Origin of the sequence: Paraburkholderia sp. Clong3, from assembly GCF_050436485.1 — a bacterium.
Lineage (GTDB): Bacteria > Pseudomonadota > Gammaproteobacteria > Burkholderiales > Burkholderiaceae > Paraburkholderia > Paraburkholderia tuberum.
Window position 1 is genome coordinate 3,002,241 of the sequence record NZ_JBNDMH010000003.1, and the last position, 21,999, is coordinate 3,024,239.

At 60.9% G+C, this 21,999-nt stretch carries 18 protein-coding genes and 1 pseudogene; 5 read left to right on the forward strand and 14 right to left on the reverse strand.

Annotated features, from left to right (window positions below):
• The first annotated feature begins 27 nt into the window (after positions 1–27).
• Positions 28–849, forward strand: coding sequence for a hypothetical protein (locus OKW30_RS37230; RefSeq protein WP_429349094.1), 822 nt, complete (start codon positions 28–30; stop codon positions 847–849).
• 608 nt (positions 850–1,457) lie between these two features.
• Here the strand turns inward: OKW30_RS37230 and OKW30_RS37235 are convergent.
• From OKW30_RS37235 to OKW30_RS37260, 6 genes are all read right to left on the reverse strand, one after another.
• A complete protein-coding gene (locus OKW30_RS37235; RefSeq protein WP_184070392.1) occupies positions 1,458–1,811 on the reverse strand; it encodes a BON domain-containing protein in 354 nt (117 codons plus the stop codon).
• A gap of 987 nt (positions 1,812–2,798) precedes the next feature.
• Positions 2,799–2,981, reverse strand: a complete 183-nt coding sequence (locus OKW30_RS37240) for a hypothetical protein (protein ID WP_184070394.1) — start codon at positions 2,979–2,981, stop codon at positions 2,799–2,801.
• 115 nt (positions 2,982–3,096) lie between these two features.
• On the reverse strand, positions 3,097–3,489 hold the full coding sequence (locus tag OKW30_RS37245; protein WP_429349095.1) for a RidA family protein: 393 nt from the start codon (positions 3,487–3,489) through the stop codon (positions 3,097–3,099).
• Between the two features lie 42 nt (positions 3,490–3,531).
• Entirely contained in the window at positions 3,532–4,356 is an 825-nt protein-coding gene (locus OKW30_RS37250) for an isocitrate lyase/PEP mutase family protein (protein ID WP_429349096.1), read from the reverse strand.
• A 49-nt stretch (positions 4,357–4,405) separates the two neighbouring features.
• Entirely contained in the window at positions 4,406–4,942 is a 537-nt protein-coding gene (locus tag OKW30_RS37255; protein WP_429349097.1) for a carboxymuconolactone decarboxylase family protein, read from the reverse strand.
• A gap of 188 nt (positions 4,943–5,130) precedes the next feature.
• Positions 5,131–6,156, reverse strand: coding sequence for an AraC family transcriptional regulator (locus tag OKW30_RS37260; protein WP_429349098.1), 1,026 nt, complete (start codon positions 6,154–6,156; stop codon positions 5,131–5,133).
• Between the two features lie 317 nt (positions 6,157–6,473).
• On the opposite strand from OKW30_RS37260, the gene OKW30_RS37265 reads away from it, so the two are divergent.
• Positions 6,474–6,698 carry a hypothetical protein gene (locus tag OKW30_RS37265; protein WP_429349099.1) on the forward strand — a complete coding sequence of 75 codons (225 nt, stop codon included), beginning with the start codon at positions 6,474–6,476 and terminating at the stop codon, positions 6,696–6,698.
• 400 nt (positions 6,699–7,098) lie between these two features.
• A complete protein-coding gene (locus OKW30_RS37270; protein ID WP_184070404.1) occupies positions 7,099–7,746 on the forward strand; it encodes a hypothetical protein in 648 nt (215 codons plus the stop codon).
• A 294-nt stretch (positions 7,747–8,040) separates the two neighbouring features.
• Here OKW30_RS37270 and OKW30_RS37275 read toward each other — a convergent pair whose 3' ends face one another.
• The 3 genes from OKW30_RS37275 to OKW30_RS37285 all read right to left on the reverse strand — a co-directional run bounded on the left by OKW30_RS37275 (position 8,041) and on the right by OKW30_RS37285 (position 11,090).
• Positions 8,041–9,765 (reverse strand): cytochrome c biogenesis protein DipZ, encoded by a 1,725-nt coding sequence (locus OKW30_RS37275; RefSeq protein ID WP_429349100.1) that lies wholly within the window; start codon positions 9,763–9,765, stop codon positions 8,041–8,043.
• 171 nt (positions 9,766–9,936) lie between these two features.
• Entirely contained in the window at positions 9,937–10,695 is a 759-nt protein-coding gene (locus OKW30_RS37280; protein WP_184070408.1) for an alpha/beta fold hydrolase, read from the reverse strand.
• A gap of 89 nt (positions 10,696–10,784) precedes the next feature.
• The gene (locus tag OKW30_RS37285) at positions 10,785–11,090 is read right to left on the reverse strand and encodes a putative quinol monooxygenase (RefSeq protein ID WP_429349101.1); all 306 of its coding nucleotides are present in this window, start codon (positions 11,088–11,090) and stop codon (positions 10,785–10,787) included.
• A 109-nt stretch (positions 11,091–11,199) separates the two neighbouring features.
• Between OKW30_RS37285 and OKW30_RS37290 the strand changes: the two genes are divergently transcribed.
• On the forward strand, positions 11,200–12,159 hold the full coding sequence (locus tag OKW30_RS37290; RefSeq protein ID WP_429349232.1) for a GlxA family transcriptional regulator: 960 nt from the start codon (positions 11,200–11,202) through the stop codon (positions 12,157–12,159).
• A 1,100-nt stretch (positions 12,160–13,259) separates the two neighbouring features.
• Here the strand turns inward: OKW30_RS37290 and OKW30_RS37295 are convergent.
• From OKW30_RS37295 to OKW30_RS37305, 3 genes are all read right to left on the reverse strand, one after another.
• Entirely contained in the window at positions 13,260–14,486 is a 1,227-nt protein-coding gene (locus tag OKW30_RS37295) for an ISL3 family transposase (protein WP_429348030.1), read from the reverse strand.
• A gap of 712 nt (positions 14,487–15,198) precedes the next feature.
• On the reverse strand, positions 15,199–16,221 hold the full coding sequence (locus tag OKW30_RS37300; RefSeq protein WP_429289858.1) for an IS30 family transposase: 1,023 nt from the start codon (positions 16,219–16,221) through the stop codon (positions 15,199–15,201).
• Between the two features lie 582 nt (positions 16,222–16,803).
• Positions 16,804–17,727 carry a sterol desaturase family protein gene (locus OKW30_RS37305; RefSeq protein WP_184070503.1) on the reverse strand — a complete coding sequence of 308 codons (924 nt, stop codon included), beginning with the start codon at positions 17,725–17,727 and terminating at the stop codon, positions 16,804–16,806.
• A gap of 827 nt (positions 17,728–18,554) precedes the next feature.
• On the opposite strand from OKW30_RS37305, the gene OKW30_RS37310 reads away from it, so the two are divergent.
• On the forward strand, positions 18,555–18,704 hold the full coding sequence (locus OKW30_RS37310; RefSeq protein ID WP_184070509.1) for a hypothetical protein: 150 nt from the start codon (positions 18,555–18,557) through the stop codon (positions 18,702–18,704).
• A gap of 459 nt (positions 18,705–19,163) precedes the next feature.
• Here the strand turns inward: OKW30_RS37310 and OKW30_RS37315 are convergent.
• Both OKW30_RS37315 and OKW30_RS37320 read right to left on the reverse strand, forming a co-directional pair.
• Positions 19,164–19,937 (reverse strand): annotated as a pseudogene (locus tag OKW30_RS37315) (IS5 family transposase); the annotation flags it as partial.
• Positions 19,938–19,974: 37 nt separating this feature from the next.
• Positions 19,975–21,525 (reverse strand): methyl-accepting chemotaxis protein, encoded by a 1,551-nt coding sequence (locus OKW30_RS37320; RefSeq protein ID WP_429349102.1) that lies wholly within the window; start codon positions 21,523–21,525, stop codon positions 19,975–19,977.
• Between the last annotated feature and the right edge of the window lie 474 nt (positions 21,526–21,999).

A 21,999-nucleotide genomic window follows, 5' to 3' on the forward strand; every position in this document is an offset into this window, starting at 1 on the left:
GCCGCGCGAATAACGAGGGAGCATGTCATGAACCCGCTCGATGCAGCGTTGCGCGCCGGCAGCGCCGTTGCAGTTCTTGCGTTGTCCGGCGCGCTGTCTGGTTGTTACTACGTACCGTACGGCTACTATCCGGGCTACGGGTATTACCCGGGCTATCCTGCTACCTATTCCACTGCCTATCCGAATGGCTATCCCGCCGTGCCGACGGCGGCCACGCAGCATGGCGTGCCCGTCGCGCCCGGGGACCCGACGCAGCAGGCTCCGGCGCCAGAGGACTTCAACATGCCCGACGGCACGTCGCCCGACGGGCCGCCATCGACGTACGATTTCGCCCCCGCGCCCGCCTATGGCGCGCCGGCGTACTATCCAATCGCCTATCCACCGGTCTACCCCTACGCGTATCCATACCCGTACTACGGGTACTGGCCGGGCTACTACTGGTGGCCGTCGGTGTCGTTCGCCTTCTGGGGCGGGTGTTGCGGCGGTTACAGCCACTACCACTATGGCCATCACACGTACTGGGCCGGCCACGGCTACTCGGGCCATGGGTACTATGGACACGGCTACTACAGCCACGCTTACTCGGGAAATGGACAGGGTGCGTGGAGCGGCAGTCACGCCAGCTGGGGAGGTGGTAGCTACGGCAGCAGCGCTTCGGGCGCCGGTCACGCGAACTGGGGCGGCGGCGGCGGTGGCGGCGGCGGTGGCGGCGGCGGTGGCGGCGGCGGTGGCGGCGGCGGTGGCGGCGGCGGTGGCGGCTGGGGCGGCGGCGGCGGCGGCGGTGGCGGCGGTGGCGGCTGGGGCGGCGGCCGTTACTGGGGTGGCGGCGGCCACGGCCGATCGCATTGAACCGGGCGTACGGCGCACCGCGCGACGGGTATCGCGCGCGGCGAATGGCCGGAGCTGGGACGGCGAACGCAATCCTTCCCCCCATCGAGTCGGAATTCGCGAGGGCTCAGCACCCTGACCACGAAGACTGGCCTTACCGACCTAGTCATGCTCGTAGCACGGGTTGTTCGGCCCCTGCTTTTCAAGTACTGTTAATCTTCGAGGAGACACCGCCATGCCTAACGACATTCTTCTCGTCAACGAACGCGGCTACATCGTCTACGCCGACCCTGATGCTGGCCGAAGACGAGAACTATCTCGCGTTCCTTCGCATCCACGCCAACATTTCTAAATCCAACCCGAGGCCGGATAAGCTGCGCAAGGAACATTCGAACTGGACTTGAACGACCGAGTATCGGGTCGTCAAGTGCCTTTCGCGCTCTTGGAACAACGTTTCATCGGTACATCGCGCGCACCGAATCCTTCAGATACTTCAGGTCCGAGCGTTCGTGGCCCACGCACCAGGAGAGATAGTCCACCGGCACGGTGAACATCTTGTCCTGCGAGAGCGTCGGCTCCTCTTTTCACGGCTGAAAACGGCCAGTACTTCCCGGCGCCGCCTCGAAGCGTCAATAGCCTTTCGTATAGAGCGTCAGATGGTTACTCACCGACGTTACACCCGGCACGCCCTTCGCCACTTCCGCGGCCTGCTGGATCTGAGGACCGTCCGACACGCTGCCGGATAATGTCACGACACCGCCGCGCGCCTTGACGAATACGTTCGACACGTTGAAGTTGGGCGCTTTCGACAACGCCTTGCGTACATCCCGAGCCAGCTTCTTGTCCGCTGGCGTCGCCTTGCCTGAACTTGCAGCCGGACTCGAGCCCATCGGCATAGCGTTGCTGGCTTGCGCGTAGACGTTCGACGTCAACGTCACGCATCCCACGACGACGAGCAGATTCACGACGTTCCATGCTTTCATGATTGCCTCTCTCGTTCGGCCTGGCAGATGGTGAGTCAAAGATAGCCAACATTCCGCTTCTAACAAAGCTGCTTGCACGATTAAGGAAAAGCCCGGATCCAGACGCGCGCCCGCTGGCAGGCCGATCATCGGGCGAGTTTGCGAATGAGCAGCCGCAGTATCGTTGGCGAGGCTTCACCGCAGATCCGAACGCGTGACGCATTGGAAGCCACCTCACCACGTGCACGACCAGCATGCTGAAAGGTTACGCCTCAACGCGCTGCACGGAGGCGCCCGACTCCAATACACATGGCAAGGAACGCTGAACGCCTCAACTGGCGCGTGTTTGCGCTCCAGCTAGCGCCCGTGTGGTTATGACGCTCGTAGTCTTTGTATCGGACGTTGAAGCTGAGTACTTCGAGGCAGGCCGTCAAAGCTCTCCTTTTGACCGTCGCGCGCGGCTCGTGTGGCGCATAGACATCCGCGTGAACGGCCGCTGTACTTTGGAAGTTGCTGTTGCGGTCTTTCCACGTCGAAGGGCAGAAGTGGCTCGCGTGCCGTTGATCGACGTCGGACAAAGATCGGCCAGGAAGAGACCTTCTTCCTAAGCGTCGCGAAGACATTCAGACGGCGGTTCCATTCAGATAACGGTCATTGACGAACACGACACGTAAGCTCAGCAGGCCTCCGAATTTCACGATAAACCCATCGGTGTCGTATCGGATTCCACGCGCGAAGATGCAGGACGTCCGCGGATCGCGGTGACTATGCAGCACGTCGTGCTCACCCGCGTATTCGAACCCGGCTGCGCCCGATGATCGACGATTACGTAATGGCCGCCCGGCATCAACACGCGAAAAACGGCGTCGTTGAATGCATGAACGTCGACGGGGACCATCTTTGGCGTGTGGAGATCGTGGTAGTTCCGCGCGATGCAAAACGCGTAGATCTGTTCCGTCGGGCGCCCGCTTTTCCGGCAATCCCTGTCAGCAGCACGGCATTGTGCCGCTACCGCGCGAACTGTTCGACCTCCGACTGTCCCGCCTCGATGCGCTCGATCTTTGTCAGCTCGGCGGGAATCGCGGCGAATACGCGTCCGTGGTCTCCGGCCAGTGACGCGAACAAGCGAGTGAAATATCCGCGATACGGCAGAAAGATCGCCTGGCCCGATGTCGATGAAGCGAAGCACATCGGCGACGCGATCTCGCCCGTCGCGGGCGCGATCGCGGTGAGGCCGTGTGTTATCGGTGAGTGCCGCTTCGATCTGTGCGTCGGTCGAGCGTGCCATGGTCGTGCGCAACACGGCTCAAACCGCTGCAATGCAATCTATCTCGATATCGAAACGTCCGGGCCATGCGGGCACGTTCACGAAGATCCGTGCCGGTGGCCGGGGGCCAAAAAATCGTGCATAGATTTCATTGACGATCGGGAACATCTCGACGGATGTGCAGTAGACGTTGCACTTGAGCACCTGGTCGAGCGACGATCCGCCGGTCTCGACGCAGAGCTTCAGTTGCTCCAGCACGCGTCGAGTTTGCTGTTCGATCGGCGCATCCAGCACTTCGCCGGTCTGCGGATCGAATGGCGGCAAGCCCGACACGTAAAGCGTGTCGCCGTGACGCGTGGCAATGGAGGTGGGTGCCTTCCAACGCTCGAGCCAGTTGGACAATGGTTCGACACGGATGATTTCGCGAGCCATCTGTTTCTCCTTGAGTGACGGGATCGATGTTAATGGCGCGCGTCAAGCGTCGGCAGCGAACAGTGCATGGAGATCCGAAGCCGGTGGGGCATCTGCGAAGCCGTCGAAGCGTCCGTCCGAAAGCGCCTGGGCGGAGCGCATGAGGCCGCCCCAGGCGCTCCGCGCGAGTGCACCGCCCACGCTGACGCGCCGCACGCCCAGCGCTGCCAGTTCTGGCAATGTCAGGACCGGGTTCGCGCCAATCAGTACGTTCACCGGTTTGGGCGAGACCGCCGCGACGACGGCCTCGATCTCTTCGCGCGTCCGGATACCCGGCGCGTACAGGCAGTCCGCGCCGGCCGCTGCGTAAGCCTTCAGACGCTCGAGCGTGTCGTTCAGGTCGGGCACACCAACGAAAAAATTCTCCGCGCGGCCGATCAGCAGCGTATCGCCACCGCTATCGTCGATCGCTTGCCGCGCCGCTGCGAGCCGCGCCACGGCGATCTCTATCGGCAACAGAGGCGCGGCGGCATCGCCGGTCGCATCTTCGATCGACAGGCCAGCCACGCCGGTGGCGACCGCGAGTTTCACGCTCTCGGCAACGCCGGCCGCATCGTCGGCAAAGCCGCTTTCGAAATCTGCATTGACCGGCAGATCGGTGGCCTCGACCATCGCGCGCAAGTGCGCGAGGATGTCGTCGCGGCTCGCCTGGTTGTCGGCGCGGCCGGTCGACCACGCATAGCCGGAACTCGTGGTCGCGATAGCCTGGAAGCCGAGGCTCGCGAGATAACGTGCGCTGCCGGCGTCCCAAGGGTTCGGCAGCGTGAAACAACCGGATTCGTGTAGCGCCCGGAATGTGGCGCGCTTTTCGGCAGTGGTGCGTGGCATGGCAGAACTCCCAGAAGAGGGGGAAGCCCTTGCGGGCTTCCGAACGCGTTCAGGCGATTTCCGTTTCGACCACCGGGAAGTCGATCTCCGTGTCGAACACATTATTGACGAAATTCGTCAACATGAACTGCGCACTCAGCGCGATGATCTCGACGATATTGGCATCGCTGTACCCGGCGGCTCGCATCACGTCGAGGTCCCCCGTCGCTACTTTGCCGCGCGTTTGCATCAGCTTGCGCGCGAACGCCACCGCGGCCGTCACGCGGGGCACGTCCGAGTCCCCGAGTCTGTTGCGGCGAATCTCATCGCTGGAAAGGCCGGCAAACTGGGTGGCTGCGTAGGTGTGGGCGCTGAGGCAGTACTGGCAGCCGTTGACCTGCGACACGGCCAGTGCAATGCCGTCGCGCGTCTTGATGTCGAGTGTTTTGGAGAGAGCGCTCTGCAGGCCGGCCCACCCGTTCAGCGCCTGGGGGCTTTGTGCCATGATGCGGAACAGGTTCGGCGTGAGCTTGAGTTGCCGCGACACGGCGTCGACGACGGCCTTGGACTCGGCGGGAATATTCTGCGGAATAGCGATGCGGCTCATAGTACTGCTCCTTGGGTTCGGTTCGAACTGCGGATGATGGCTGCGGGAACAGGTGTTCCTGCATTGAGAAGCAGTCTAGGAGCGATCACCGCGCACAGGATCCGGCAAATGTGCGCAAAAGTCCGGCTCGTGGGTCGCCACTCGGCGCTTCGGGCGTCGAGCGGGCGAGTCAATCCGCGCGGTGCGGATCAGGATGAGGATGGTGTTGCTCGATACTCGGCGGGCGCCGCGCCATAAATTTCGCGGAAGGCGCGTATGAAAGCTCCGCGGCTCGCGTAGCCGGCGTTGTGCGCCACCTGGTCGAGCGCGAGATCCCCGGCGCGCAGTTGGGCGGCGGCCTGGCGCATTCGGATGTCGCGAAGCACCTGCATCGGCGGCTGGCCGAAGGCCGCCGAGAAGCGCGCCATGAACGCGGAGCGGCTCAGACAGGCGATCTGGGCAAGACTTTCGACAGTGTGCGGCGCGGAAGGCCTCGCGGTCATGTCGGCGAACGCGCGCGCGATCTGGGGGTCACCGAGCAGTGCGAAACGTTCCATCCACAGCGCGCTGGTTTTAAGCGAGCGGCGCACGAGCGCAACGATCACCTGCTTGAGCAGCGCGCCCGACATCGCACCGGCGCCGATTTCCTGTGCCATCAGCTCCTCGAAGGCAGTGCGCAGATAGACGTCGAGCCGGTCGGACGGATCGAATTGCTCGACGATCGGCATCGAGAGCATTTCGAAGAGATTAATCGAGGCGCCGAAAGCTGCGGTGAAGTAACCGCAGATCATCACGGTCATGGGCTCAGTCGATCCGGCGCGGAACCGGTTGATGGAATCGACGACACGCTTATGCTCGCGGCCGGATACGACGACCGGTGCGATGCCCGCCTGGTTTGCGGGCACCTCGAGCTTCAGCGGATGTCGCGGTGGGACGATCAGCAGCGTGTGCGGTGTAAGGGGTACCGAATCGGCGCCTCCGATGTGTAGAAGCCCGCTGCCGGAAAGAATGTAGTGGATGCCGGGCGCGTCGTTGCCGTCGAGTTCGAGCACGAACCCCTCGCTGACGAGACACTCGGACAGGCCTAGGACGCGGATCTCAAGCAGCGCGATGAGTTCATCGAGGTGTGCTGCGGAGATGCGCGCAAACGACGACAAGGGCGTTGAGATGGACATTCGTTCGAAAGAACGCGGCAATGCCGGCCAAAGCTGGAACGCGATGACGGATTGTCGCACGACTGCAGCGGGCTGCGGACTTGCCACGGCAGGCCAGGTCGCGTGTCGGCGACCTCCCTAGGGAAGACGGAGAGAACTAGCTGTAGCAGCACATACTCATCACTCTCCGTCGCTTTTGCACAGACAACGGCCGTACGGTTGAAGCACGGGCGACCGGCCGCAGTGGGTCGATCACGGCCTTCGGCATCGGGCAGTAGTCGGTCATGAGCGCTCGTCCGGACAGGTGCCACGATCGCCAACATGTAACCTCGGCTAGCCCACCTACACTGCCAAGGAGTTGTTGGGCTCGGTGCGGACATACGGGCGCAGATCACTTCATGAAACAGTTGAGGAACACCTCGGTCGTCGTGCAGGCGGATCCACCGCGCGCGTTAGCGTTTGTTGCGCATCACTCGCTGACTGTGCGCAGTGAAGGCGAGGAGTGGCAGATGGATTTCGCCAGCGAAATTGACGACCTTGCCAAGGCGCTGGAACGGCTCGGGATCGATACAGGCCAGGGGCTCATTACTCCGATGAAACGAGACGATGAAGACGACGAATGATGCTCTTGACGTGTCGCCTGTGGCGCTTCCGGATGTCCATGATGGGCTCACCAAGGTACTGTTCAAACGTACAGTAGCGCGCGCTTCACCTAACGGCCTAGACTTAACACGTGGACAAGAACGCGGAGTGAGTTATGGTCACCAGGACTGTCCGACGGACACTTTCCGGTCTGACTTCAGCGATTGCGCAAGCGCCGAAGAGTAAGCATCGGATCGAACATACCGTGAAATCGGCTCAGCAAATGGCCGACGAGGCCTGGAGACGGACGACTCACGGACTGCACAACTCCCTGATGCGTAAGGATCCGAAAGGGTGATTTTCGCAAGCCAGACGCAAGACTGAGCTCGCCGGGTTGGACGCATATGCTGTTTCTCCCAGAACCGGATGCGGAGGCACACTATGTCGAGCAAAAGCGATAGGGACAACAGATCCAATCAATTGAATCCCAACAATCCAGCGTACGCGAGTTCTCGCGCGGGCAACTTCCGCGATGATGATGACGATTGGGAACCCGTCTCTTATGTCGATCGATACTTTTATACTCCGCCTCGCGCGACCACGTTTCAGGCGATAGGGCAGTACGGAGTTGGGGTGGTTTCGCAAGAAGGGGAAGCGAGGTTCGTTACATTTCGTCTGGAAGCCACCACTAGCGCGACCCTCCTTTATACCCACGCAAGCTTGCAGTCGCGCGTAGAGGACTATTTCGAGCGTTTCGCGATCCATGTCCATGGGCTGTTCCACACGCACTTCAAAGCTCCGCCGGTCTTGTATGTCCAGTTTGATGGAACATCTGGCCGGCTACCGTGGCACGTTCCGCTCAACCTGGAACAACCCGAGACGATGCAGACGTTTCTGATGTCGCACAAGCCGCACATGAACTGTGCACCCGCTCCGGATGCAGTTATCGAACTGTTATGTGACCGCCTCAGTGAACCAAGCGAGGATTGGGGTACTTTCGAAGCCCTGGATCGAGACACTTCGGATCTGACATTCGTCTACGCCAGGCGCTGCAACGCTGAGATTCAGAGAAATTCCAAAGGATTGTGACAAAGCAGCAGGTGCGCTCAATCGGCCTAATGCCCTACATCCTGTCGCGCGATGCACCGTGCGCTTCTAGCCGGAACCCCGGGATCGGTCGTCTTCTGTCGAGTGCGGTCGGGCCGATTGACAGCCGCCGTCGTCGGTTCAGGATCGGACCGTGTGCGGCCATGAACGGTCACGGGCTGGCGGGTTGGCCCGGACGATCAATCATCGGCTCGACTCAGAATACGGCCATTCGGCCTGCAGTCGCATGCGTGACGGCGTTGGTGCATAGAGACGGGCATTGGGCAACGGTGGGACTCAGCCGAACGTGAACGCGTAAGCCAACACGCCAGACGCCAGGAAGGTGATCTCGAAGGTGCGTTCGCCGCTGCCGTTGGCCTGCCGCACGAGCTGGTAGAGGCGCTGCCCGGTGACCGTGCCGTTGCCATACACATCGATGTCCGTGCCGCGGTCGGCGCCCGGCGCCTTGCCGTCGATCAGCACGCGAAAGCGCACGGGCTTGCCATCGCGACCGGGGCCCAGCACCAGGTGCAAGTCGCGGCCACGGAAGCGATAGACGATACGTCCGTTGGGGCTGTCGAGCCGCGCATTTTCGTCGCTCACCGACCAGCGCCCGTCGAGCGCCCACTGGTTGGCCATCAATGTCGGGGGCGCATGATACGTCGAGGTCGTGTCCTGCGTCATCTGGCCGCCGGCGAAGTTCTGCGCGCGTGCGTAGCCGACGTAGGTTTCCGGCGAGCGACTGGCATCGCCTGAGCCGGCGGCGGCCTGTGCGCCCTGCGCGTTCGGTTGCACGTAGCCACCCGGCAGGTCCTTCTGGCCGCCCTCGGTGAGCAGCCGGCGGATCACGTCCTCGCTTTGCTGGTAGTCGCCTTCGCCAAAGTGGTGGTGACGAATATGCCCCTGCGGGTCGATGAAGTAATGCGCGGGCCAGTACTCGTTGCCGAAGGCCTTCCAGATGGCGTAACCGTTGTCGATTGCGACCGGGTAGTCCACGCCCAGGTCCCTCACGGCGTGGATGACGTTGACCGGATCCTTCTCGAACGCGAACTCGGGTGCGTGCACGCCGATCACCACCAGGCCGTAATCCTTGTACTTGTCAGCCCAGCCCCGCACGTAGGGCAGCGCGCGGATGCAGTTGATGCAGGAGTAGGTCCAGAAATCGACCAGCACCACCTTGCCCCGCAGCGACTGCGCCGTGAGCGGCGGGCTGTTGAGCCACTGGGTGGCGCCATCGAGCGTGGGCAGATCGCCTTCCACCGGCAGCGTGTCGCCGGCCTTCACAGCGATCTGCACGAGAGGCGGAGGACGCACCGCGTCGATCAGCTTCTGTTCGATGCCGCCCGTGCTGGCCAGCGACACGCGTGTCAGCAGCCCGGTATCCAGCCCCAGCGCGATGGCGGCCACACCTGCCAGCACCAGCACGCCCAAGGCGCGGCGCACCCATTCGCCAGCGCCCAGCGAGCGCTTCATCAAGGCGAAGACGCGTCCGCCAATCAGCAGCGCCAGCGCGAGCGAGGTCGCCGCGCCCGCCGCGTAGGTGAGCAGCAACAGCGTCGTCTGGACGCTGGCGCCCTTGAGAGCGGCGCCCGTGAGTAGCAGGCCCAGGACCGGGCCGGCGCAGGGCGCCCACAGCAGCCCTGTGGCCACGCCCAGCCCGGCCGCCGAGAGCACCGAATCGTCCTGGCTCCCGGTGTGCTCGGTGAGCTTGTTGCCGAGCGCCACGAACGGACGGGTGATCCATTCCGCGACGCGCTCCGAGAGCAACGTCAGGCCAAGCACGGCAAGCACCGCCAAGGCGACGAAGCGGCCGTACTGGTTGGCGCGGACGGCCCAGCCGCCGCCAACAGCGGCCAGCGTGGCGACCACGGCGAAAGTCAGCGCCATGCCCACCAGCATCGGCAGTCCATTGCGCGCGAACGGGCGGTCTGCTCGCGAAAATACGAAAGGCAGCACCGGCAGGATGCACGGACTGAGGATGGTCAGTGCACCGCCGAGGTAGGCAAGGATCAGTAAGAGCATGGTGGCGACATCCGTGAAGGGTTAGGGGTATGTACCGAGCTGAGCGACATCCACCCGCGATTGCCGCGATTTGACAACCCACGTGGGTATCTGCGATGGGGGCGGGCCGACTGGCGACGGTGTCGGCCGTCGGCGCCAAGCCGACAGGTGCCCCATCGAGACGATTACCGGTCAGTTCGTCGACTTCGCGGCAACCTCAATCACTCGCGCGACCGCGGCCGGCTGAGAGATAAAGACAGCGTGGCTTGCGCTCACTTCGGTCACCTTGGCACCCGAGCGTTGATACATCCAGCGCTGAAGCTGGGGGCTCACCATATGATCCTGGGTAGTCAGGATGGCGTAGCTGGGCTTGGTTCGCCATGCCGCCACAGAGACCGGTGCGCCCAACGCTTTCTCGGCGAGTTGATCCTGCGAGTCCGCCAGGAATTGCGCGTCCGATGGCGAGACGTCCGCTGCAAAGTTCTCACGGAATTTCGCCGGCGGGAGGAAGAAATACTTGTCCGGCGTCGCTCGCATCGCATCGTTGGGCGCGGCGAACTTCTGCAACAGCTGACCGCTGGCTTCGCCGGCGTCGGGTTGCAGTGCGGCCACATAGACGAGCGAGCTGACCTTCGGGTCCGCACCTGCCTCCGTGATCACGGAGCCGCCATAGCTATGGCCGACCAGCACAACCGGGCCCTGCTGCTGATCAATGACGCGCCTGGCGGCATCGACGTCTTCTGCAAGGCCCGTAAGCGGCTCCTGCACGATCGCCACATGGTAACCATCCTTGACCAGGATGTCGTGGACGGCCCGCCAGCCGGAGCCATCCACCAGTGCGCCGTGAACAATGACAACATCTTTCGCAGCCGCCTTTGCCTCGGCGTGAGCCATCGTGGCGCCCAGGGCAATCAGGGCCGCAATCGCCAGGTTCTTTCGCAGTGCAAACATTTTACTCTCCAGGATTGTCTGTAGTTGCCCGTCGTTTCGCGCAATCACACTTGACGGGCGAGGATTGATCGGTGATAGATAACCGGGAATCAGGCCAGCTCGTTCTTCATCGCCAGAACGTCGATCAGCTCGACCGACGGCGGACTTGCCAGCATCTCCTCGACTCGCGTCATCAGCGAGTTGGCCATGTCGCCGGCAAGGTGTGCCTGGCGATCCTCTTCGCTCGCGAAGGCGTCGAAGACGCCGAACGTCGTCGCCGAGAGCTTCAGGGCGAACCAGATCGGTGTGGTCGCCTCCCGATTCGTCATCTCCAGGCCGGCGTCGAGGAAGTCTGCTACCGCCTGCTCCTTTCCCGGCTTGGCTTCAAGTCGTACGAATAGTGCTTTCTTGATCATCTTTGCTCTCCAGTTTGCGCGCGACGAGTTCACGCGTTGGTCCAGACTTTACAAACAGAGCGCCCTTGGAGATACTGTCTCAATCGACAATTTTGGTATCGATCCTGCCATGCGGATTTTTGTCCTTGCGCTGGAGGGGGTGTTCGACACCGGCCTCTCCACCGTGCTCGATGCCTTGACGACGGCCAACGAACTTGCGCGCGCGACCGGGATGGCCACACCGGGCTTCGAAATCACCGTTGCGGGGATGCGGCCAGAGGTGCGCACCGCGCTCGGGCTGCAGGTTCCCGTCCGCGACACGACAGACGGACCCGCCCCGGATTGGGTTGTTGTACCGGCTCTCAACAGGACGACGACGGACCTGCTCGTGCCTTCGCTCGGCCGGGCCGACGTGATCGATGCGCTTGGTGCATTGCGCGCGTGGCACAGTGCCGGCGCACATATCGGAGCCGCCTGTACGGGTACCTTCGTGCTGGCCGAAAGCGGCTTGCTCAATGGGCGTGAAGCCACCACCACCTGGTGGCTCTCGCCGATGTTCCGGCAGCGTTACCCTGAAGTGCACCTGGATGCGCATCGCATTATCGTTCCCAGCGGCAGCACGGTGACGGCAGGGGCCGCTCTGAGCCATCTCGACCTTGCGCTCTGGCTGATCCGCAACAACAGCCCTGAGCTTGCGGCGCTCGTGGCCAGTTACCTCGTATTCGATTCGCGGCTGTCGCAGTCTGCCTATGCGATCTCCGATCACCTGGCCCATTCGGACCCGCTCGTCGAGCGTTTCGACCGCTGGGTGCGCGAACACCTCGACACGGCAATCGCACTCGACGACGTCGCGGACGCATTGGCGACGAGCAAGCGGACATTGACGCGACGTCTGAATGAAGTGCTCGGTAAAACGCCCATCGAGTACATCCAGGATCTGCGGGTCGAGCGCGCCGTTCATCTGCTGAAAACGAGCAAGGTCAGCGTGGATCGCATCGCCGAGCAGGTCGGCTACGCCGACGGCGTCACCTTGCGCACGCTGCTGCGGCGGCGCATAGGTAAGGGGGTCCGTGAGTTGCGGGCGTCATGAGTCTTATCGACCAATGGAGTATGCCGGTGGTCGTGCTCGACCGATCCCACCGGGAGGATTTGCCAGCTGAAGCGAGGGGTCGAATGACGGCTTCGCCCTGGAAACGGCTATCATTCAGAGTAAGCAGGTAAGACCGCTTCACGCCCTGAGGCGGTCCGTCAAGTTTTTTTCCGGGGGCATGTGCAGCCCTGAGGCGGTCCGTCAAGTTTTTTTCCGAGGGCATGTGCAGCCCACATCCTTGACCTTGTAGTCTCGGGCGTCGCGCATGCACGAGCGCGCCTCCCGTTGAGTAGCGTCAACGCGCGGGAACGCGTCGGCCAAGAACACGACATCAGGCGTGATGCGAACAAGACGCGCCGTCGTCAGCCGAAAATCTCGAGGCCATTCTCTATTACTTTGGATCACGTTTGTCACTACACATTTGAGTCGTGACGACAAACCTATATAGAACAACGTTTTCGCGCGATCGGTCCCCACGCGCGCAAATCAGAAGTCGCAAACAAATGAGGATGCGCCGGTCTTTTCGCAAGAAGTCTTACACGTAAAGTCGTGACAGCTGCGTACCACGGGTTCGCGCGGGGGGCAAAATCCACGCTCTCTCCAACGCCTGAACGAGCGTTGCAAAAAATTCGTATACGCATTCTCTTCTCGTTGAACGTCCTCCTCGTCAGCAAGCACTAAATCAAACGTTCGAACCAACCGTCGTTGTAAGGGACGGAACACGCTTCCTTACGTAACGCTATCGACACTACGCAACGCCTTTGGCGACCCGAGGATCCATTCGTGCCCGAACGTCAGATGAAGGATCAAAAACCTTAAACAACGCAAGCGAGCTACGAGAAAATTAAAATTAGCAATTCCGCGCTGCGGGCCGCCAACCCGCTAACCATCGGATTACCCAACTGCAACGACTCAAGCTTGATTTGCAGTGTTGTATCGGCCGCTCGCGGGTGCAAACGCCGAAGCTGTGCCGAGGGGTGCGAGGCTGGATTTGCAAAAAGTTCGCTCAAATACCTCGCGACTCTGTCCCCTCCGTGCCATGAGTTAGCTTGACCACGAAAGAATTCTGGCTCTTTTGAAAATGCAGTGGGTAACGGGGCTCACGAGGCATGCGGGTTGAAGCCGGAGAAATCGAGCTTGCCAGCAACGAGAAAGAGGACCGTGCGCATCGTCGCGAAGCGCGTGTAGCCGCGAGCCTTTCGCTTGGCCGCTTGAAACAAGCCGTTGATTGCTTCGATGAAACCGTTGGTCTGGCGCGTCTGAGTCCAGGCGACGATGCCGTCGAAGTGCCGACGAATCAGACGCGCGACGTCCTTCATCGGCTCGACTTTCGAGCGCATGACGTTGGTGCACCACTGCCGCAACATCTCGGAGACGACATGGATTTGCTTGCGCTCGAGAATCTCGCGCAGTTGCTCGCGATACAGCCATGCGCGGGCGGTGCGCTTGGTGGCGTACTGCCTGACCAGCGCCTCGAGGTCGGTCAATTGCGCCAGATTCAGTTTGTTGGCGTCCTTGAGCAGCGTCCAGCGCATCCCTTTAAGTTGTGGGTCGGCTTTCTGTTGTTGGCGGCGCACCGTATCAAGCGCCTTGGACGCGTGGGCGACGACGTGAAACTTGTCGAACGTCAGCCGCGCATTGGGCAGATGTTCGCCCACGCCTTTGATGAAGGCGGGCGACATGTCGATGCTCACCGAGGTGACCTGCTCGGGCGTGCCGTGGTGTCGGCTCAGATATGCCGCGAAGCCTTCAATCGTCTTCGCGTCACGCCCGGGCGTGACGAACACGACCCGTCGCGCCTGCATGTCGGCGACCAGCGTCAGATACTCGTGGCCGCGCCGGTACGAGGTTTCGTCAATAGCTACCGTGCTCACGTCCGACAGGTTCGCCGACGCGAGCGCGAGTTCCACATAGCGCGAACAGATGGCGTGCACGCGGTGCCACGACAGATTGACGATGCGTGCCACCGCGGCAAACGGCATCTGCTGCGCCAGCATCAGCACCAGCGCTTCGAACAGCAACGTGAAGCCGTCGAGTTGGCCGACCCAGTCGGGTTCCACCAGCCGTACCGCGCCATCCGGCAAGCGCACTCGCGGTACCCGCACTTCCAGATAGCACTCGTGCTGGAAGAAATTCAGGTGGCGCAGTCGCTTGATTTGCGTGTCATGCACTGGGTGCTCACCGGCGACCCCGGGGTAGGCGAAGCGGCTGCCAGCGACAAAGTCCACGGCAATCGTGAGCTGCCGTTTGGCCGTGTCGAAGTCGACGCCTTGCACGTACCACGGGGCCTTGATTCCCAAGGCGGCTTCAAAGAGTTGATTCGTCATGTTCGCTTCGTCTCGCATGGCTGGTTGCCGCATTCTGCCGCAACCAGCCATGCACCAGCTTGTCGGTTCAGGGCGCCTCAAGGGTTCGCTGCGCCGGGCTCACGCCCGCCCTTGACCCGCCAAATCACCCACTCGGGTTTCAAAAGAGGCAGAATTCTTCGATTTGCTCGTATTGAACATCGTTGACACCGGGCACGTTGAACACATCGCCAGTCACTCGATACATGCTCCTGCCGGCCGACTGTCTACTCGAATCAGTTCCGGTTCTGCATTCAACGAACGAGATATGCAGAGCAGAGTCTGTACACACGAAAAACCGGCCCCCGTTCCCCGGGAGCCGGCCTCGACACTTCGCTTTCGCAGCTCGAATCGCGAGCCTGGATTTTTGTCGAACACAACGATTCTTTCCGACCTCGGATTCCACGGACTCGCGAATCTTCACTACCTCTGCTTACCTTCAACCTCCGCATACGCGGAGAAGACCTCAAGCGAAAATACAACCTGCTCGAATTTGACCGCTAACCTCCGCTCGCACGGAGAAGACCTCGAACGGTCGCATCGCTTTCTCTCCTCTCGGACATCGACGATGCAGAGTCTTTATAGATTGATCAAGAAAGAAAGAAAGGCAAGCACTACGTAGAAAATCTTTAGCTAACCCGAAATCGAAGTCAAAATAAAGAAGGGGCGGTTTCAAGGGTGAAGCGCAACGGGGTTAATGAAACGCAGGCGGAGGCAGTGAAGCGGCTTCGAGCATGCGTGCGAAGACCTCCAGAGGCGAGTGAAATGCATGCGTAGCACGTGGCCTGCTATTCATGCTGTCAGCGATGGCGTCAAGTTCATCCTGGCTGCACACGGACAGATCCGTACCTTTGGGCAGGTACTGACGCAGCAACCCGTTGGTGTTCTCGCAGGTGCCGCGTTGCCACGGACTGTGCGGGTCGCAGAAGTACACGCGCACGCCGGTGGCGGCAGTGAGTTCGGTATGTCGCGCCATTTCCTTGCCCTGATCGTAGGTCAGGCTCTGGCGCATCGGAGCGGCGATGGAGTTCAGTTTGGCGCTGAAGCCAGCCAGCGCGGAGGCGGCAGTGGCGTCGTTCATCTTCGCCAGCAGCACAAGCCGGCTGGAACGCTCGACCAGCACGCCCACGGCGGAGCGGTTGCCCGCGCCCTTGATGAAGTCGCCCTCCCAATGTCCGGGCATGACGCGATCGTCGACCTCAGGAGGACGCACATGGATGCTCAGCATGCCGGCCAGCTGGCCGCGCCTGTCGTTGCCGCGACTGCGCGGCATACGCGTATTGTGGGTCTGGCGCAGACACGCGATGAGCTGGCGACGCAGCTCGCCGCGCGGCCGGGCGTAGATCGCGTTGTAGATCGTCTCGTGCGAGACATGCATGCTCGGGTCATCAGGCCACATGCGTTTCAGGGTACCGGAGATCTGCTGTGGCGACCACTTCCAGTCCAGCAGGCTGAGCACAATGCGCCACAGCGCGCCTTGCGGGTCCAGTTTGTGCGGCGGGCGAGCCGCCGCCCGACGGCTCGAACTGATGGCCTGCGCGTGAACCGAAGCGTAGCCACGCACAGCACAGGTATTGCGTGCCAGCTCGCGGCTTACGCTCGAAGCCGAGCGGCGGAGCGTTCGGGCCATGGCCCGAACGCTCAACCCCTGCTGTTTCATGCTGGCAATAGTGAGACGTTCTTCAGGCTGCAACTGCTGATATGTTCGCGAATTCATGTGCGCACCTTAGCAGGTCCAAGGTGTTGCACTTCACAATTGAGGCCGCCAGGTTATAGAGTGCTAGGCGCATAGATTTGGCTTTATATCATTGGTTGGGAAAGTGCGAACAACCCGACCTAAGCTTAAGCGTCGAATGCGGACAACGAGTTTAATAGCGCTCCTTCCTCGTGATTCAACGCTCACGCCAACGCTCCTTTGAGCGACTTTACAGTTGCTACACCTTTTGCATAACCAGAGTCCGTGCAGTTCATGCTTTCGCCGAATTCTCGCTTTCAACTGCTCGCAACCTGTTACCTGGCAGAGCCAGGCTATGGTCGCCCGTCGCAAGAGCGCCTGCATTAGTCGACCGACTCGGTTGGAAGACAGGGGACGTGCTTTCGATCAGGAGGATCCGCAATGTGGACTAACCTTGCGGCGCGTTTAGACCAATCCTCCAAACGAGATCGGCCATTCGCCGTCACACCGATATAAGCTAGCAGCAATGACGAACCCTCCGCCGATAAGCGGTCCCAGAACGAAGGCGTCCGCTGGCGCGAATCAGAGCGTTCGACCTTTGCACTCGACTGATACAAAATCCGTTCACCGTCCCGGCGTACCGACTGGAACCGTACGACGTGCGGCCGGATTCCGCTGACGCAGCGCCTCGGTTGTTTCACCGGAACCGTCCGCGCGCCAGCCCGGCGGGAGGATCACGAAGCTGATCGCAGTCCACACGCCGCCCGCCGATGCGATATCACGGGCGAGGCTGACCCAGTGCTCGAATTCGACGACGAGCGGATTGTGAGAGCGCGTCGGTGTCGTGAGACCGTAGCGGCACGGCTCATCAGCGCGTTCTTCGACATACGTGCCGAACAAGCGGTCGAATACGACGAGTACACCACCATAGTTCGCATCGAGATAATCGACGTTCGAGGCGTGGTGCACGCGATGCGCGGATGGCGTATTGAACACGTATTCGAGCCAGCCGAGTTTCGGCGTCCACGTGTTATGCAGCCAGAACTGATAAAGCAAATTGAAACTCAGCGTCGCCAGCACGATTTCCGGACGCACGCCAAGCCACACGAGAGGCGCGAAAAACATTGCCGAGCCGGTTAGCTTGCCGGTCAGGCCGAGCCGGTAAGCAGACGATAGCGTCAGCTGGTTCGGCGAGTGGTGAACCGCATGCGTCGCCCAGAAAAAACGGATGCGGTGCGATGCGCGGTGATACCAGTAATAGCAGAACTCCTGGCCGATAAAGAGCAGGAACACCATCAGCGCGCTGTTGAGCGTGACGGTAAAGATCCGGTGATCCCAGGCGAGCGCAAAAATGGGCGTCGCAAGCGAAAGCGGCAGCAGCGCGAACAGCTTGCGGCCGGCCAGATCGGCCAGCGATATCCACACTTCATGCCAGTCGAAGGGCGTGGCGCTATCGCGCTGTCTGCGGGTGAGCACGCACGCCTCGATCAGCGAGACGCCAACGACGAACAGAGTTACACAAAGCGCGATTTTTCCAGTGGTGAACATGATGGGCGGGTAACGGGTTGATGGGACGCGTCGCCTGCGGGAAAACGCCGCTATCGCGTCAGGTGAAGCTAATGTAGTGGGCTGCCTAGCTAAAGACCATGCGGAAACTATGTCGCCGAATGTCATGAAGTTCCGGCCGCGATGGCGGCCGGACGGCACCGGGCGCTGGCGGCTGGTTCGTCGGTCGGCTGATCGGCTGATCGGCTGATCGGCTGATCCGGCCTTTCGAGCCACGCAAATGGTTCGCCGAACTTGAATGACCGATCACAGAAAAATCGAATAGACGCTGACGACCCACTTCGGACCTCGAAGCCGGCGCGAAGTCAACGGCAGCTTTGAAGGGTACAACGGCCATGTGCGCGGTCTCGTCGCACGGCAAGTGCTCGGCGCTCACGGCGCTGAAGTACCTCGCCGCCGCTCCACTCATCAACCATTAGAAATGGCTGTCTCATACCCGCGCATGACGGCCTTACCGGGCGCCCCGGGGACACCTCGAGGCATCCGAAAGTATGAGCACGTTATGCCCACGGGCGACTGCAGCGACCGTTCGTACAATGGTTTTTTTTTCGTCGTCCGTCTATCTTGATTCCATGGAGTTCGAGGTTCATTTCGCGTCTGTATCCGGTGAGGGTCACGATGAATACGAGCGCAAGGAGATTTGGTCCAGTTGCGTCGAGACGATCAATGTCGGCGGTAGCGACCAGCGTCTTCGACGCGGTACCCGAGAAGAACGCTGACGAAATCCGAATCGCTCGACGGTCTATCGTGTGGCCGACCGGACAGGGCGCAAAGGCCTCGTTGATCCCTCCATGCCACAGGAGATTGCCATGTTTATCTATTCGATCCGCTATCGCGACGTCTGCGGCCGGTGGTCAGTTGCCTTCGCACAGGCCGCTTCACAGTCCGACGCTGAAGCGATTGCAATCTGCCGTTATGGCGCGTTCCATTCCGTCAGCCGTGCCGGATCGGTTCCTTAACAACGTGGCCTGGCAGCCCGAATGGTCAAAGTGGACCGGAGCGGCAATTCCCGCCGATCGCGTCGCGCAGTCAGCGAATGCCTGCTTACGGTTCGTCGGGCACGGCGTCGCATGCGGCTACCTCCGGTCCCCTAGTGCACAGCAAGGAATTCCTTGCTACTTACTCAAGTGAACGAAAACTAGAGACTGACAACGCACCAATAAAAATCGGATACGTGGCGATGCTGTAATCACGTCCCGATGAAATAGGTTTGACACAAAACACGACTAAACCCGATTCGCGCAGAGATCTTGCGACAAAAGGGTTAAGGAAGGTCTGCACAACCCTCTTTGCAAGCGTTATCTTTCACATCCAGCGCGGCCTCTGCGTTCAGATCTTTGCTGGCGAGTCAATCGCCGGGGCTTTTTTCGCGCCCGGAGCGCTTCAACCAGACATACGGACTTTATCGGCTCGGTGTTTCAAGCTTTGCGCAAAGCTCTACGCGCCATCCATAAATTGCCCAAAGCAAACAGCGTAGTGATCTGGGCGGTGTTCTTCATCAAACCACGATAGCGGGTCTTCATGTAACCGAACTGCCGCTTGAGGATGCGAAACAGGGGTTCGACCTTGGCTCGAATACCCGCCTTCAGGCGTTCGATCTGATCGTATATCGCGTCCACCGAATCACTCAGATCCAGTTTCCTGCGCTTTGCCGGTCGCATTGCAACATGCCAACGAACCGCGTCAGCCTCACAACGCTTTTCGATACCCTGATATCCGGCGTCCGCGTACACATCCGTTTCTTTACCATGCAGCAATGCCTGGGCTACGTTGATGTCGTGAACATTGGCCGCCGTTCCGAGGACCGTATGGACCAGGCCCGAGTCGGCGTCCACGCCGATATGCATCTTCATCCCGAAGTACCAGTTGCCACCTTTCTGCGTTGATTGCATTTCCGGATCACGCGTGCCGGAGCCATTCTTTGTCGAACTGGGCGCGGCAATCAGAGTGGCGTCGACTGCCGATCCAGCCTTGAGCATCAGGCCTTTCTCCGTCAGGATTTCATTGACCAGCGCCAGCATTTGCACCGCCAGTCCGTGCGTTTCCAGCAGATGGCGGAACCGGAGAATCGTGCTTTTATCCGGCAAGCGAACCATCCCGCCGTCGAGACCCGCGAACTCGCGATACAGCGGAACGTCATAGAGTGCCTCTTCCATGGCAGGGTCTGACAGACCGAACCATTGCTGCATGGTAAAGAAACGGATGTGTGACGCGGACGGCCTCGCATCGTCAAACCTTAAAAAAGGCCACCGTTTCACGCAAAGCCTGTGCCTGTTGAGCCATCGACTGCGCCGCCGCCGAGGCTTCTTCCACCAGCGCGGCGTTTTGCTGGGTCACCTGGTCCATCTGGCTGACCGCCTGACTCACCTGCTCGATGCCAGTGCTCTGCTCTACCGAAGCCGACGAGATTTCACCAACGATGTCGGCCACCCGATTGACCGACTCGACGATCTCATTGATGGTGCGGCCCGCTTCCCCTACGAGCTTCGAGCCGGCGTCCACACGACTTACCGAGTCGCCGATCAGATCCTTGATCTCCCTGGCAGCGGTGGCGCTACGCTGCGCGAGCGTACGGACCTCGCCGGCCACGACAGCAAACCCACGGCCCTGCTCGCCAGCGCGGGCCGCCTCGACCGCTGCGTTGAGCGCAAGAATGTTTGTCTGGAATGCAATGCCTTCAATCACAGTGATGATCTCGGACATTTTGGCCGAACTGCCGGAGATCTCCTGCATCGTCTCGACCACGCGCCCTACCACCTCGCCGCCGCGCCGCGCAACGCCAGAGGCCGTGCCGGCCAGCGTCGCTGCCTGCCGGGCGTTGTCCGTATTGTGACGGACCGTGGCCGTCAGTTCTTCCATGCTGGAAGCTGTTTCCTCGAGCGACGCTGCCTGCTCTTCGGTGCGGCTCGACAGATCGAGATTGCCCTGCGCAATCTGTCCACTTGCGGTGGCCACCCCTTCGGCGTTCTCCCGCACTTCCAGAACGACTCGTGACAGACTGTCACGCATCGCCCGCAGAGAGGCCATCAGACTGCTTGTGTCGCCGGGCCGAAGGTCGACGTTCACACCGAGATCGCCGTTGGCAATCCGCTTGCATAGCCCCGCCGCGTAGTCAGGTTCGCCACCCAGGCTCGTCCGGATACTGCGCGCCAGTAATAGCATTCCGACTGTCAGAACTGCGGTCACTATCGCTGCGAGCAACAGATCGCGCAGGAGCGTCACATAGAACAGATGGTCGATATCGTCCACGTAGACACCCGTATACACGTGCCAGTCCCAGTCGGCGACAAAGTCACTGCAGGTGATCTTGCGAACTGGCGTGTCACTGCCAGGCTTTGGCCACACATATTCGCTGAAGTGGTTGCCGCCGGGCGATGAGCTTTTGACGATCTCGACCGCAATGTGGGTACCGTTTGAATCAACCAGGTCTGCCAGGGACTTGCTTTCAAGTTGTGGCTTGGACGGCAAGAGGAGTGCCGTGACATTCGAGTCGTAGATGCCAAAATAGCCGCTACGGTGCGCGCCATAGCGAAGTCCGCGCAGGTTCTCAAGCGCCTGATGTTTCGCTTCGGCGAGCGACAAAGTATTGTCGGCGACCTTCTTCTGGTAATAGGAAATCACGCCCAGCGCGGTATCTATCTGCTGCGACAGCATGCTCTTGCGCTGTTCGAGCATATCGGATCGGCTCATCCACGCGCTCGTGACGACGAGCACACCAAGGCCAAACCAGAGAAGAGCCAGGATGCTCCAGAGCTTCTGGTTCAAGGTCAAACGCTTCATTTATGCCAGTCTCACAGATGGGGTACGTCAGTTCACTCAAACCTGCCACTGGCGGCAACGTGATTGCCTGCCTGGCAGATCGGCTCATCACTCGAGCGTCGGGTCGCATGCCAGATCCGTTTCCCCGTCGGGCCGGTCGTGGTTTCGCGCTCACCGTTCGCAATGACACGATTACGGCAAACGCCAGCGGAACTTGAGCAAATAAAGATTTCGCCCGGTGCGCCAAGCGACCAGACAGTGTATAAACGTAAGAGCGCAGTCACCGCCGACATCGTTGAATTCCGCCCCACACCGGCATCAACGGATCAATCGCTATGACGTTTGCTCACCCGGCATCGGGTCCAGGATCTCATCCCGGTAGCAAGGCCCTGCCTCGGCATGATCGGCCTGTGCAATTCTTTCCATAAGACCGACGGCTCGAGTGACATGATCTGCACACGAAGGTCCGGTGCCGAGGTGGAGGCGACGTTCGAA